The organism is Bacillus pseudomycoides DSM 12442 (assembly GCF_000161455.1).
Lineage (GTDB): Bacteria > Bacillota > Bacilli > Bacillales > Bacillaceae_G > Bacillus_A > Bacillus_A pseudomycoides.
Map to the genome: position 1 here is coordinate 2434340 of NZ_CM000745.1, position 13565 is coordinate 2447904.

Consider the following 13565-nt stretch of genomic DNA (forward strand, 5'->3'; position numbering starts at 1 on the left):
TCCCACCTTTTTATTTAAAAATCTCATTAAGATGATCTTTATAGAACAAAATAGCTCGTTCATATTCTTTTACACCTTCTAGTTTTACAACAGTTTCAAGCAATAATTTCATTGCTTCTTCATATTCTTTAATGTTATATTTGGCAATGGAAAGAAATACTTTCATGGTATCATTGTCTGGAAACTGTTTGATTCCAGCTTCTAACGTAACAATCGCTTTATTATATTGACCAATACAGCGATATGTGCTACCGAGTCCAATATATGCCCCACATAATGATTCTCCTTTAAGTCCATTTACAATTGCTTTTTCGTAAAATGGAACAGCTTCTGTTTCAAGTCCCATTACATCATGTATACAAGCGCATTCATAGAGGACTTCTGGATTTTGAGTAAAGTTAGTTAACCCAATGAGTATGTCCCTTGCTTGTGCATATTTTTTTTCATTCCGAAATTGAATCGCTTGCTCAAATAACTGTTTCACCTGCATCGCTCCTTATTTGATCCAGAATAGATGCTACACCATCATCTTCATTACTATCCGTAATATAATATGCTAATTCTTTTAACTCTGAAATTGCATTTTCCATTGCAATTGGATAACCACATTCTTGGAACAAACCGATATCATTCCAATCATCACCAAATACCATGACTTGCTCTGCACTTATTTCATGCCTTTGGCACCAATTTAACACAGCATTCTCTTTCGAAACATTGCAATCCATAATTTGAACGAGCTGATTTTGATCAGTACAGATTACATTTACTTTATGCCGAAATTGTTCTTTTAATTTTTCATAGTGAGAAAAAGAGTGTAACAGTATTTTAGATACAGAGCGTTGCTTCATTTCTTCATTTGTAATCACAATAGGCTTTGTTGCTGTTATAAAATTTGTTTTTATATTTTGATTAATGTAACATGTATCTTCCACCTCAATAGCGATGAAAGAATCAGGTTCCTTCTGCGTAACAAAACTGATAATTTCTGCGGTATACATAGCATCAATTGGGTAATGGTAATTCATTTTTGTTATTTGATCCCGTAATAGAGCGCCATTGTAATACACCATCATGCCAATATTCTGTAATTCCTTGGAAAGAAACTGCTTTACAGAACGAGGAGCTCTTGCTGTCGCAAAAATGATATGTATACCTTTTCTATGGCAATCCATAACCGCTTTTATATTTCTCTCTGATACCTTCTTTTCGTTATTTAATAATGTACCATCTAAATCTAATACAATAACTTTTATATTTTTAAAAAGCATAAGCTCCTCCTTCTATTTACATATGACCAATACTTATTTCGTTTACACGATTACACAAATCTTCTAACCTGTTTACAATCTCTTTCGCTGTTTCATCTTTCCCTTCACAAACCCAAACATTGCCATCTTCTCCAATCACATGATGAATGGCTGCATGTGAATACAGGGAATGCGGAGAATTTGCTATCATCAGATTTGCTTTTGCCTGTTCCATTCTTTCACTTGCTCGTTGGATTAATCCAGCTTCTGTGACATCGCTTTCAAGTTTAAATCCAACTAAAATCGTTTCCGGATCCCATTGTTTAATTTGTTTTAATATTTTAGGTGCCTTTTGAAAATGAACGATTGGTGCTATATCACTCGAAATCTTCCCATTCTTATCAAGTCCATTTCCTTCTTGATCACAAATTTTATCAACAATCCAATCCGATCCAGCTGCCGCCATAATCACAGCATCGATTTTCTCATGTGTAATGATACTTTTCATTTTATCTTGTAAATCAATAATACCTTCAAATGGATGTAATTCTAATTCGCTATTTGTAGCATTCGGTTTTTCAGCAAAATAACCATGTAAGTATATGACATGTGCTCCTTTTGACATCGCTTCTTCAGCAAGAATTTTTCCGATTGTACCTTTTGCTAAATTCGTATGACCACGTACTTGATCCCATTTTTCTAAACAGCCACCACTCGTAATTAAAATCTTTTTCCCCTTCATCATAACCATCCCTTACTTATTTTTCGAACGAAACCATTGTACACCAAAGTCAACAATTTCTCGTTGTTTCATTAATCTACACGTTGCATTTCCCACTTTACCAATTGTTACAGCGTTTATATGTTCAAACTCTTTTCCAATCTCAACAAACAAGTCAGAATCATAGTCCATTTCATCGAACTCTTTCCACGCCCTTACGTTATTTTCTATAATGGGTGCTCCAACTTTTATTAATTCACGTGCTCCTGTACGTATTTCAGATAAGTGAATCGATGTATTAGAATCGTAGCCTACACCTATCAACAATACATATCCATCTAAATCATATATTTTCTTTAGTGGTGAGTACTCTCCAAAACTAATTGAAAGTGAATGCTCCGCTATAATAACCTCCGCATGTTTTCCCCATGCAGCAAAACTATTTAACGGATGATTACTACGTTTTACATTTGGATATGTACGAAAACATTCTACAACTTTCCCCATCGCGCGTGTTGGAGTTACATCCGGATGAAACGCTGGAACATTGTCTCGAATAATTTGCCACCAGTTTTCTGGAACGGGTGGCCTTACCCAGTTTTTCGGATCAGACAAATCCGACGTTTGAGTTGGCATGATAATCGTACCTTCTTCAGTAATTACATTCATTAAAGCTTCAACTACGGCGACGGCCCCACCAGATACCCAGCCAATTGAGCTCAAAGAAGAATGGACGATCACTGTCATTCCTTTTTTAAGTCCTAATGCCTGTAAATCATTCGATATAGTTTCAATTGTATTTGGTAATTGCGTTTCTGCCACAATGTCGTTTATTTTCATAATTACTCCCCCATAAGGTTCTCTCTATGCTTATAAACTATCAAATTGAATTTTAAATCTCATCAATATATTATCATATTTTTCTTAATTTTTAATCCAAACGCCAAAGAGACCTCCTAAAAAATTCTGTTCATACTGACTTATGTATCCTAGACAACTGAACTATAGCACTGCTCCATATACACTTGTATTATTATGGTAAATATTATACAATAAAACCGACTGGTCGGTCTATAAAAAGAAGAATTATGAAAGACTATCACAACCTTGCATAGCGTCAACATACATAAAAGGTCTTTCTTAGTCTATTTTCAAGGGAGATGAAGCCATATGTTCAACTGGATCTTTGTATTCAGCATTGCTATACCAGGAATTGTTACAATGAGCTTAGCGGAACAAAAAATAAACAAAAAGTTAGAAAATACTCCAGAAACACCCTCTATCTACCTAAGTCTTTTTATCCATACTCTACTCGTTTTACTTTTTTCCGGAATGGGTGCATTTTTCTTATCAAAGATCCAAGATGGAAATATTATTTTACCGAGCAACATTGGTGAAGCAGTTCTAATTGGAGTAATTTGCTCCCTCGGACACGTTATTATATATTATGGATTCTTTAGAAAAGTTATTGATAAAGAAACGTTTCTACAAATTGAACATCAGCGCCATAGTGTAGGATTAGGAGCCAGAGTCCTATATGGCGGAGTTGTTGAAGAAATCATCTTCCGGTGGGGTCTTATGTCACTTTTCATCACGTTGATGAGTTTTTTTCATGCTGTCACTCAGATTATTGTAGTTCTTGGAATTATCCTATCTAGTATTCTATTTGCAGTCACACACTTTCTAGGTGTAAAAGGAATGAAAAAATCAAGATGGCTATATTCTTATGCTGTATTAGGAAATTTGTGGGTAGGTATTTTTTGTGGCTGGCAATTCTGGTCGAATGGTTTAATTGCCGCTATCATTGTTCATATGCTTTTCCACCTCTTATTGTACCCTTGTGAACTGTGGTATCGTAAAAAGCTAGGGAATGATGAAACGACTGCTGTAAACATGTAACATTTTTCTTGCCCCATTAAAGGTGCAATAATTGAACATGTATGAATTACCTACATATGATAAAAGCCCCCTTTTGTATTCACTTTAGAAGAAGGCTTTCAATCGTTTAAAAATAATCAAAAAAGCATGGCGGTGAATCCGGAATTAAATTCTCAAGCACCTCTATCATTTCATGACTTCCTTTTATTCTTCCGATATCATACAAAAATGCAGGGCTTTTATAACTTAATAACATAGTTGTTAATGTTTGAATCGTTAAGGACATTCCCTCCATATTATTTGGTTCTTTCTCATATGTTATATGTAATTGTTTGTCATAATCCCACTTTAAAGAAAAAGTCCCTTTATTCCACTCCAACATTGGATCATCTATATGTAAAATTAGCTTTTCATTTTTTACATGTTTAAATGGATATTGTTTCAGAAAACCAACTACATCGACAATTCTTCCCATATAGTAAGGGGCGATTGTCTGTTTTATTTCACTATCTTCAAGTAAGAAAGCAACCGGTTCATGAACGCATGTCTTTCCTTTAACATAATACACCATTGAAAAGTGTGCACTAATGAAATTCCATAACCCTCTTCTCGCCTCTTCATTTAAGTAAATCATTTCTTCTATATAAAACTTCTCTTCAAGGACACGATAAAATAAATAGCCATGTGGAATATCTTCATCTGTATAATAAATTGCTAATTGCAAATCAATTGTTTCCTCACGAAATCGTTCTTCCCATGCAAGTGTATTTCGAACCATCGCTCCATTTGTTTTTCTAGCAAACTCATCATAAACTTTTTCTTTTTCTTTACTTTTTAATCCAACTCGCCTTACTCGGCCACTAATGTTTCCACGATACTTAGGAAGCTGTGTATCTTTAATTTGGTATTCGATGATATCAGAAATAATTTCCCAGCCTTTTTTGCGATAATAAGGAATCGAGTAAGGGAACAAATAAGAAATATATTGTCCATTTTCTCTCATCGTTTTTAAGCTTTCTTTCATTAATGAGTTCATTAATCCATGCCCTGCATATTCTGGATATGTACCAACTCCAGTAACTCCTCCCATTTCATAAATCACACCATGGATATTTATTTGGAATGGCAAAACAACAATTTGAGAAATTAATTTATCATGATCAAACCAGCCTAATGCAGTCCCTGGCTTTAATTGATGGCTTTTCTTTTGTACCATCTTTTCTTCATCATTAATCATCTTTTTAGAAACTTGAAACACATATTTCATTAAGTTTGAAAACTGATCCACTTCACTTTCCTTAATAGGTCTCATAATCAAACCTTTATAATACTTCTCATTCATTTTCATATGCTCCTTTGTAACACAAACTAAAATATCATATTATTTTTATCATTTAGTTAGTATATACAAAAGATAATGAAAACACGCATACAGTATTATCAAGACTGTATGCGTGCATTTTTATAATTCCACAATTTCTCTTCCTTTTTCAGCATAACTCATATCGCCAACAGATTCGACTTTATATGCCCCATCTTTATAGAGAATTTTAGTTACACTTGCATTTTCTACTCCCATTTTTGTTTTACTACTATCAAGCATTTCTACTAATGTAGTGATCATCAGTCCATGAGATACGACTAAAACGTTACCTCCTCCATTTTTAGCGGTGTCTTCACTAATTTTATCGATTTCTTTTTTTATACGAGTTGAAAATACTTCCCAATTTTCAGCTTGTTTCGTAGTGTCTGCTTCTGCAATGAAATTCGTAATTTCTTTAATAGAGAACTTCATTAATTCAGATACTGCTTTAACACCAGCAGTATCTTGCATAGCCTTCCACATATTTTCAATCTTATCGCCTTCAAAAATCCCAAAATTCAATTCACGTAAATCTTTCCGTTGTTCAAATTTTAACTTTGATTGTCCACTATACTTTAGTACTAAGTTAGCAGTTTCAATTGCACGGCCACTATCACTACTATACGCATCAACAAAAGGTATATCTTGTAGTCCATTTCCTAAACCCTTCGCTATTTCAATGCCCTTCTCTACTAATGGAGAATCTGCCCAGCCTTGTACACGTTCACTAGTGTTTAACATTGTTTTTCCATGTCTAGTAATATATAAGGTAACGGTATTATCCTTGTTATTATTTGTTAAGTTCATATCTTTTTCCATATTCATCATTCATGTCTCTCCCTTTAGAGTAATCCATTGCTTGTAAAGTCACTGCTTCTTATCGACCAAAACTTAAAAATCTACTTCCTTTACTAACAACTATATTATAATTTTATCAAAATAGTTTCATACGTGGATAAAATATATAATTTTAGTTTCCATCAATTCATATTTTTTAAACGAAACAAAAAAGAACAGACCCTTATAATTACGAATCCATTCCTTTTCTATCTTTCATTTTTTATGCTGTTATCTTTTCTTCCTTTTTCATAACAACTGCAACATAACTATGCAGAATCATTCCTACAACAACTAAACTCATTCCAATCCATGATAATGATGATGGAAATGGAGCAGATAGCCAGATTAATTCTCCGAGTAATGCAAATAAAACTTCACCTGACTGCGTTGCTTCTACTGTTGCCAATTTCTGCGGATCATCCTTTACAAGATCTGTTGCAAAGAAAAATAATACAGTCGCAATTAAACCAGAACTAATTGCTACGATGAAGCATTGAAAAACTTGGTCACTTGATGGTAATCCATTTGTAGAAACCTCATAGCCTGATAACAAAAACCAAAATGGTAAACTTGCGAGTGTCATTCCAAGAACTCGTTGAAAAACATCTAACTCTCCTTTACATACTTGCATCATTTTTCGATTTCCAAGCGGGTAAGCAAATGCTGCTACAATTACGGGCACCACACATAAAACTGTTTCACGAATCCCTAAAGAAGAAGCATGTTCCACTTGCATAAGAAGCACACCTAATAATATGACAGCAGACATCATCAATTCTTTCATTGGAATTTTTTTATGTAGCGAATTTGTTGCAAATAATGGTGTTAATAAAATCCCTGCTATAATTGTAATTTGCCATGTTGAGGCAACGAGCCATCCTGGTCCAAATGCACCTGCGAAACTAAGTGGTGCGTAAAAAAGACCGAAGCCAACAATACTCCATAACAACCACTCTTTCGGATTACTTTTCATATATTGAAAGAGTTGCTTTAAATTCCCTCTATACATGACAATAATTAAAAGTAGTGGAACCATAAAGTAATATCGTAACGATGCACTCCAAATCCAGCTTCCGCCTTGTAAATCCATCGCACGGTTTAAAATAAATGTAAAGGCAAAGAAAAACGATGCCAATACCCCCGCTGCAATTGCTTTCATCCTAAAACCCCTTATACATTTTTTCTTCTACTATATAACAGAACACAATTAATTTAAAATAAATTTCATACTACAAGTGATATCTTTGTACATTTATCTAGAATCATATCGGTACAATTTCCGCAATCGACTTATATGAGCTTGATGATACCGATTATGATCAGCTATATGCCAGATTCCCCACCTAATCGTAGCAGTTTCACCATCTTCATAATATACTTCTCGTGTTAAGTCTGCTTCTGTTAACTTCATACATTCATCATAAAACATATTTTGAACATCTTCATAATCTCGCATGATTTCTCGCAAAGAACCTTTTGTTGTATTAGGTAATTCTCCTTTTTCATCAAGCATAGGACCATATTTTTCTTGTAATGATAGTGGAACTTGCGCACCTTTCAAGCGATACACCCAATGTTATTTTCATCATTAGAAGAACCTTTGTAATGTAGTTCTTCTTTCCCTACATCCTTTACTAATTCTCTTAATCTTTTGAATGTATCACTTACAGTAGCATATAACACTGCAACGTAAGGGTTCATATCCCTTTCTACATATAAATCTTTCACTGCAATTCTCCTATCCAACTCTTAATCCCTTCATTGATCTCATGTGCCTTTTCATGATGAATATAATGCTTTGTATTTGGAAATATAATCTGTTCCGTTCTTGAAGATATTTTTAACAGTTCATTCTGCGTTTTCTCCCAATTTTCATATCCATTATTTGTTGCGGAAAATTGCAATACTGGCAGAGTTCCTAGATCCCCTTGTTCTATTACCTTTTTACCATTTCTACTCATCCACTCTAATTCTTCTTTCATATTTCGATTATTTGTATTTTTAAGAGCCATTGAAATTTTAAGTTCTTGTAATTCTTTTGGTAAATTAGGGATATCTATAAATACGTTATCCATGATTCCAAACAATGATAACGTACGCAAGATGCCGATATTTTTAGCTGTATTCATTGTGTGCCAACTAACTTTCATACCTATATTCATTTCAAAATTCTGTGCGTATTCCGGACTAATTCCATCGATAAAAACTAATCCCTCAATTTCATTTGGATATAATTGTGCATAACGAATACTTTCTAATGCTCCCATTGAATGTCCTACTAATATAAAGGGAGGTTTCTCATCAGACTCTATTAATAATGCATGCAATTCGCTTACAACTGTATCAATATCCCTACTTCTCTCTGTTTTTTCACTGTATCCGTAGCCAGGTCGCTCATACACAACTACTCTATTTTCTTTTTCTAACTTATTATACAGTGGATAAAAATCTGCATACGGTGTAGTCGTTCCACTTCCTGCTGTCATGACTATCACTGGTTTATCCTCACGTTTTCCTGTTGCAAAAATGTGCATATCATGATTGTTAACTTCAATTATCTTACCAGGTACTTCCGTATAATTATTTACACAAATAGCTTGATACAGTACACTAGCAATAAAAACAATTAACGCAATAAACAAAACAATACGCTTCTTGTTTTTAAACATCAGATACTCCTTTTGGATATATTTTTAGAGAAATAAAACCATATGTTCGTCATCGCGATATATGCCATTTATTTTTAGTGCTCTTTTTTCTATCCCATACGTTGTAAAACCTATTGATTGATACAATTTTTTTGCTGCTTCATTATCTGAAACAACCCCTAAACTAATTTGCTCTATTTTTAGTTCTCTTGCCTTTTCAATTAACGCGCGAATTAAGCATTTTGCTAAGCCTTTCCCTCTACTTTGATGATCTACATACATGGCAACAAGATGCCCCTTATGCTTATATGCTGCTTTTTGTTCCGTTAGTAACGTTACTACACCCATTAGTTGATTCTCTTTATTAAAAGCACCGAATGTGTAACTAGTTTTTGAATTTAAATTTCGAACAACTTCCTCAACAGGGTTTTCTTTTTGCATCGCTTCTTCATAAGTTGTCACGAATGATTCTGGATTCATTTGTAGTGCTTGTAAGCGTAAGTTCCAATATTGTACTGCATCTGAGTCTGATAAAACTCGAATCATTTGTATGCATCCTCTCATCATTAAATTTCTAAACTTAATCCACTTTTGTTTACATAATAATATTATATGTTCAAAACTTTTTTATTAATAATTTCATATTCTTCTTTCAACATACTAAAACGATACCGATTAATAAATGCACCTTCTCGTAATCTATCATTTCTCATGATTCCTTCACAAACAAACCCAGCCTTTTCATAACTTTTTATCGCATTTATGTTATCCGCATCAACACGTAGCCACACTTTCTCTAGACCAAATTCATAAAATCCAATTTGTAACATGCTGTATAGCGCCGCAATACCATATCTTCGCCCCCAATATTCTTTGTTACCAATTGCAATTCCTAATTCAGCATTTTTATTCGTTGTATCAAAGTTTTTTAAATCGACCCAGCCGATATGCACACCATCTCTAGTAACAATAGCTCGTTGTTCATACCCATTTTCTCGACTCATACACATCTCAATCCATCTTTTTGTTTCATCACGTGTAAACGGTGGATATTGATTAGGTATAACTAAATGTTTTGTTACTTCTTTATCTAATGACCATTGATATCGATCTTCTATATCTTCTAGTGAAAGTTCTCTTAATTGAACAATTGGTACATTCATTTTTCCATCTCCCTTTTATTTCCCTATAGAAAAACCTTCAAACAACCTGCCTCCATAGTTTTCTAAAGTGTTCTCTACAAAAGCAATAAGTTTCTTCTTCTCTCCAGTTTTATAAAAATGATCAAAAGCTTCAACAAATTGCTCTGCAAATAATTCATCATATTTTCTTAACACCCTAATAAACCATTTAGAATTTCCAACCCATTGTTCATTTACTCTAAGGACATATTCATGAACTAAGTCTGCCAGAAGATTAGCAATAAACAATTCTTCTTCCCTCTTTGTCGCACCAATAAAATCATCTAGCACATCGGTAATAAAGTAACGCTTCTGTCTGATAAGTTCTTCTGTCCACTTTTCAGGACCTTTATCTAATAATTGCCGTGCTTCCAGTTTTAAGCTAGTTACAATTCCTTCCTCCCCTTTTAAAATAATCCCTTCCGAAACTAATTGTGGTAAACTAGGTCTCCCACGCTTGCAGTCACTCCTAAAATATTCTTTATATGTTTCAAAAGTATGTACAAACACTTCAACTGGCCAACCATTGCTAAAAAAAGATTCACGATAACAATTAGATAGACTTTCATCAAATATTACAATATCAAGGTCAGATGTTTTGGTTGCTTCTCCCCTTGCAATACTTCCTCCTAATAAAGCGACGTCACAATGTGGAAATTGTGATTCAATAATTTTTTGTGCAGCGTCAATTGCTTTCATGCTGTTCTCCTTCTTTCATTTTCTTTTTTTATTTCTTTCTCTATCCCGTGCTTTTTTAATATATGCCTCTGCATCAGGTGTTTTACATGAAGTGGCACCATGCTCAACATCAACCTTTCCAATTTCACGTGCAATTGTGATTGCTTTTTGCTCAAGCTCATCATTTCGAATTCCAATCGCAATAAGTGCACTATTCATTGCTTCTTTTTTTCGATTTTTTTCAGTATGTATATGAGCCTTAATTTCTTTTAAAAATGGTAGGAAAAATTCATCTTCTAACGATTTATCCTTTATAGCAACATGAGCGAGTAAAGACCAACCCGCTCTACCAATCCATTCATCTTGAGATGCTGTCCACTTTTTCAATTTCTCTATTGCAATTGGAGACGAACTTACAGCTGACATAAGTACATCCATCAAACAATAATAATCAACCTCTTGTACCCATTCATCCAACTGCCCTGACGTGAATTTTTTTGGATCAACAATCATTGTAGCTAATGTCATTGCATCCATATTTTTTGTTTCCCATAATGACATGGCTAATTCATGATCTTTTTTGATTTTCTTCTTTAATTGTTTTAAGTTTGCAAAACTAACACCAAATAGTGGCTCTTTTGCCCCATGGTTCCTATATGTTTTACGATTTTGTTCTGTTCCACATTCCTCAAGCTGATGCATGACTTCTTCTAATATCATTTGGGCACCTCGTTTTTATGTTAGTTCTCCTTGCCTTAAATACGCACTTACGATATATTCGACATTATTTATTATTTTCCTAGTTTTCATTTTTAAATACGGTATGTGAAATTAAATAAACCTAAAAAAAAAGATGCAATGAAATATCTTACCTAACTAAAGAAGGAATTTTGATTTTTATGTTATATAATATTACACATTTGCAATGAATAAGGGGGTGAATGATACATTGCTTTCGAATTTTGAATTAATGTCTATTCAGACTGAAGTTTTATTTTCTCATAATCAATTTGGAAAAATAACAAGTATTAACGAACCTGAAAGCACAGTTGCACCTCGTTTTTTTCTTGGTCATACAAAAGATGGTACGATTAGACGATATCGCTTTGATCTACCCAACGTTCTAATAAATGAGATTGAAGAATTATTTACCAATCATCCTAATCACATAGATTTAGCAAAAATTATGCACATACTAAGCGGAGAACAGCCGATACATAAAATCTGGATAGGGCCTGCTTTTGTATTTCCAAATAATCTAGATAATCCTATCCGAGCAATAAAGATTACGGAGACAAATAAAGAACTTCTTCAATACAGCTTTCCAAATTTATTACATCAGTTAAAATGGCGACAACCTTGTTTTGTAATTCTTGAAAACGAAATGATTGCTTCTATATGCTGTAGTGCGAGAAGTACAACTATAGCCGCTGAAGCAAGTGTAGAAACATTAGTGTCCTTCCAAGGGAAAGGATATGGCTATAATGTTGTAGCAGCTTGGGCGAAAGCCGTACAAGAGGAAGGTCGTATTCCTCTTTATAGCACTTCTTGGGATAATTTTGCTTCACAAGCAGTAGCAAAATTATTAAAACTGATTAACTATGGAACTGACATTCACTTCTCTTAAAACTGCATCTATATTACTTTCTGCTATCCATTTCAGCTGATTTTTCAACTTGTTATGAGCTTGAGCCCTTCCAAACCCCTTATCATTTTCTATCCTCCTCGACAAGATGGGATCCACAAAATGAATTAATTCTACCTCCAATACTTCAAATGCTCTTTCTATATATTCAACATTTGAATGATAGGCATGTAAACAAGCTATTTTTTTCACTTTTATCACACCTTTTTCATTTTAAAAACGCATATGTACAATTATAGAATTTAGATTTTTTAACCAACGTATTACTGTTTTTTGTCCATTTCTCTTTTCATTCTCAAAAACCTGCTAAGCAAGAATAATTATCACAGTAAAAACAACAAAATCTTGCATACTTTTTTACAAACTTTTTTGTACTTGTAAAAATCTTTTTTTGCATTTACCTACCTAAAATTGCTAATATAGTAGAGTAGAACTATTATAGAGAGAAGGAAAACTATGCACAATGGAATTCGAATGACAACCTTAGTAAAAAGGGCATTGTTAATTTGCGTCGGGGTATTATTTTTATACGAAGCAATGTACGGTCCAACTCATATTGCTCGGGCAAGTACGGAAGATGAAACAAAATCTGTTCAACTTGTAAGTGAAATTCAAACTGCTCTAGCTCCGAAAGAAGCTCCAAAACAATATAACGGGCAAGTTAGAAAAGTTGCTTACTTAACATTTGACGATGGTCCTGGAAAGTACACTGCTGAGCTATTAGAAATGTTGAAAAAAGAAGATGCGAAAGCTACATTTTTCCTAATTGGAGCAAACGTTAAAGCATTTCCAGATCTTGTGAAACAAGAATTAGCCGAAGGACATTATGTTGGTATGCACAGTATGACACATAACTACAAAAAGCTATATACTGAAGGACATTATGTGGATGAAATGAAAGAAGATCAAAGTTTAATTGCTGCGATTATCGGAAAATCCCCTATCTTAACACGTCCACCATATGGCTCAATGCCAGGATTGAATGAAGCGCTCCGCAATAAAGTTGCTGAAGGTGGTTTTAAGGTTTGGGATTGGACAATTGACTCTTTAGACTGGAGATATAATAAAATGCCAGTAGATGCTGCCTCGGCGCAAATTGTACAAAATGTTCTTGCTGGTGCTACAAATCCAATCGAGGTCGTGTTAATGCATGATATTCACCCACAATCAGTAAAAGCTGTGCCTGGGATCATTAAAGGTCTAAAAGAAAAAGGTTATGAACTGGAAAGTTATCAAGAAGATGAACATTTCCCATTAAACTTCTGGCATGATAAACGTATGTAATAAAAAAAAAGACTTGATTTTCTTTATAGGAAAATACAAGTACTTTTTTTATTTTTTATTTTGTTTTAGTAAAATAA

General features: G+C 33.8%; 16 protein-coding genes and 1 pseudogene. 3 read left to right on the forward strand and 14 right to left on the reverse strand.

All coding sequences use genetic code 11. From position 1 onward, the window contains the following. Positions 1–10: 10 nt before the first annotated feature. Genes BPMYX0001_RS12145 through BPMYX0001_RS12160 form a run of 4 tightly spaced genes read right to left on the reverse strand, consistent with a single transcriptional unit; the run spans position 11 to position 2811 of the window. Entirely contained in the window at positions 11–484 is a 474-nt protein-coding gene (locus BPMYX0001_RS12145; RefSeq protein ID WP_018765719.1) for a tetratricopeptide repeat protein, read from the reverse strand. After that, on the reverse strand, positions 468–1271 hold the full coding sequence (locus BPMYX0001_RS12150) for a Cof-type HAD-IIB family hydrolase (RefSeq protein ID WP_006095122.1): 804 nt from the start codon (positions 1269–1271) through the stop codon (positions 468–470). Before BPMYX0001_RS12150 ends, BPMYX0001_RS12145 begins: the two co-directional genes overlap by 17 nt. A gap of 16 nt (positions 1272–1287) precedes the next feature. Next, the gene (locus BPMYX0001_RS12155) at positions 1288–2001 is read right to left on the reverse strand and encodes a phosphopantothenoylcysteine decarboxylase domain-containing protein (protein ID WP_006095123.1); all 714 of its coding nucleotides are present in this window, start codon (positions 1999–2001) and stop codon (positions 1288–1290) included. A 3-nt stretch (positions 2002–2004) separates the two neighbouring features. Further along, positions 2005–2811 (reverse strand): AAC(3) family N-acetyltransferase, encoded by an 807-nt coding sequence (locus tag BPMYX0001_RS12160; protein WP_006095124.1) that lies wholly within the window; start codon positions 2809–2811, stop codon positions 2005–2007. 330 nt (positions 2812–3141) lie between these two features. Here BPMYX0001_RS12160 and BPMYX0001_RS12165 point away from each other — a divergent pair, with 330 nt between their 5' ends. Beyond that, positions 3142–3870 (forward strand): CPBP family intramembrane glutamic endopeptidase, encoded by a 729-nt coding sequence (locus BPMYX0001_RS12165; protein ID WP_006095125.1) that lies wholly within the window; start codon positions 3142–3144, stop codon positions 3868–3870. A gap of 106 nt (positions 3871–3976) precedes the next feature. Here the strand turns inward: BPMYX0001_RS12165 and BPMYX0001_RS12170 are convergent, their stop codons facing one another. The 9 genes and pseudogenes from BPMYX0001_RS12170 to BPMYX0001_RS12210 form a co-directional block, all read right to left on the reverse strand. Further along, positions 3977–5191, reverse strand: coding sequence for a GNAT family N-acetyltransferase (locus BPMYX0001_RS12170; protein ID WP_033798934.1), 1215 nt, complete (start codon positions 5189–5191; stop codon positions 3977–3979). 120 nt (positions 5192–5311) lie between these two features. Next, positions 5312–6040: a histidine phosphatase family protein gene (locus BPMYX0001_RS12175; RefSeq protein WP_006095127.1), complete on the reverse strand. Its 729-nt coding sequence runs from the start codon at positions 6038–6040 to the stop codon at positions 5312–5314. Between the two features lie 232 nt (positions 6041–6272). Beyond that, positions 6273–7211 (reverse strand): DMT family transporter, encoded by a 939-nt coding sequence (locus BPMYX0001_RS12180; protein WP_006095128.1) that lies wholly within the window; start codon positions 7209–7211, stop codon positions 6273–6275. A 93-nt stretch (positions 7212–7304) separates the two neighbouring features. Beyond that, positions 7305–7780: pseudogene (locus tag BPMYX0001_RS32325) on the reverse strand (DinB family protein). Next, a complete protein-coding gene (locus tag BPMYX0001_RS12190; RefSeq protein WP_006095131.1) occupies positions 7777–8721 on the reverse strand; it encodes an alpha/beta hydrolase in 945 nt (314 codons plus the stop codon). The pseudogene BPMYX0001_RS32325 and the gene BPMYX0001_RS12190 overlap by 4 nt, the downstream one beginning before the upstream one ends. Before the next feature lie 24 nt (positions 8722–8745). After that, positions 8746–9246 (reverse strand): GNAT family N-acetyltransferase, encoded by a 501-nt coding sequence (locus tag BPMYX0001_RS12195; RefSeq protein WP_033798935.1) that lies wholly within the window; start codon positions 9244–9246, stop codon positions 8746–8748. A gap of 62 nt (positions 9247–9308) precedes the next feature. Further along, positions 9309–9863: a GNAT family N-acetyltransferase gene (locus BPMYX0001_RS12200; protein WP_006095133.1), complete on the reverse strand. Its 555-nt coding sequence runs from the start codon at positions 9861–9863 to the stop codon at positions 9309–9311. A gap of 15 nt (positions 9864–9878) precedes the next feature. Next, positions 9879–10580 carry a nucleotidyltransferase domain-containing protein gene (locus BPMYX0001_RS12205; protein WP_006095134.1) on the reverse strand — a complete coding sequence of 234 codons (702 nt, stop codon included), beginning with the start codon at positions 10578–10580 and terminating at the stop codon, positions 9879–9881. A gap of 15 nt (positions 10581–10595) precedes the next feature. Next, positions 10596–11279, reverse strand: a complete 684-nt coding sequence (locus tag BPMYX0001_RS12210) for a DNA alkylation repair protein (RefSeq protein WP_006095135.1) — start codon at positions 11277–11279, stop codon at positions 10596–10598. Between the two features lie 205 nt (positions 11280–11484). Here BPMYX0001_RS12210 and BPMYX0001_RS12215 point away from each other — a divergent pair, with 205 nt between their 5' ends. After that, complete coding sequence (locus tag BPMYX0001_RS12215) at positions 11485–12186, forward strand: GNAT family N-acetyltransferase (protein WP_006095136.1); 702 nt, start codon at positions 11485–11487, stop codon at positions 12184–12186. On the opposite strand, the gene BPMYX0001_RS12220 is transcribed toward BPMYX0001_RS12215, so the two are convergent. After that, positions 12145–12396: a hypothetical protein gene (locus BPMYX0001_RS12220; protein WP_033798936.1), complete on the reverse strand. Its 252-nt coding sequence runs from the start codon at positions 12394–12396 to the stop codon at positions 12145–12147. The two genes, BPMYX0001_RS12215 and BPMYX0001_RS12220, sit on opposite strands and share 42 nt — an antisense overlap. 264 nt (positions 12397–12660) lie before the next feature. Here BPMYX0001_RS12220 and BPMYX0001_RS12225 point away from each other — a divergent pair, with 264 nt between their 5' ends. Then, entirely contained in the window at positions 12661–13488 is an 828-nt protein-coding gene (locus BPMYX0001_RS12225; protein ID WP_006095137.1) for a peptidoglycan-N-acetylglucosamine deacetylase, read from the forward strand. The last annotated feature ends 77 nt before the right edge of the window (positions 13489–13565 follow it).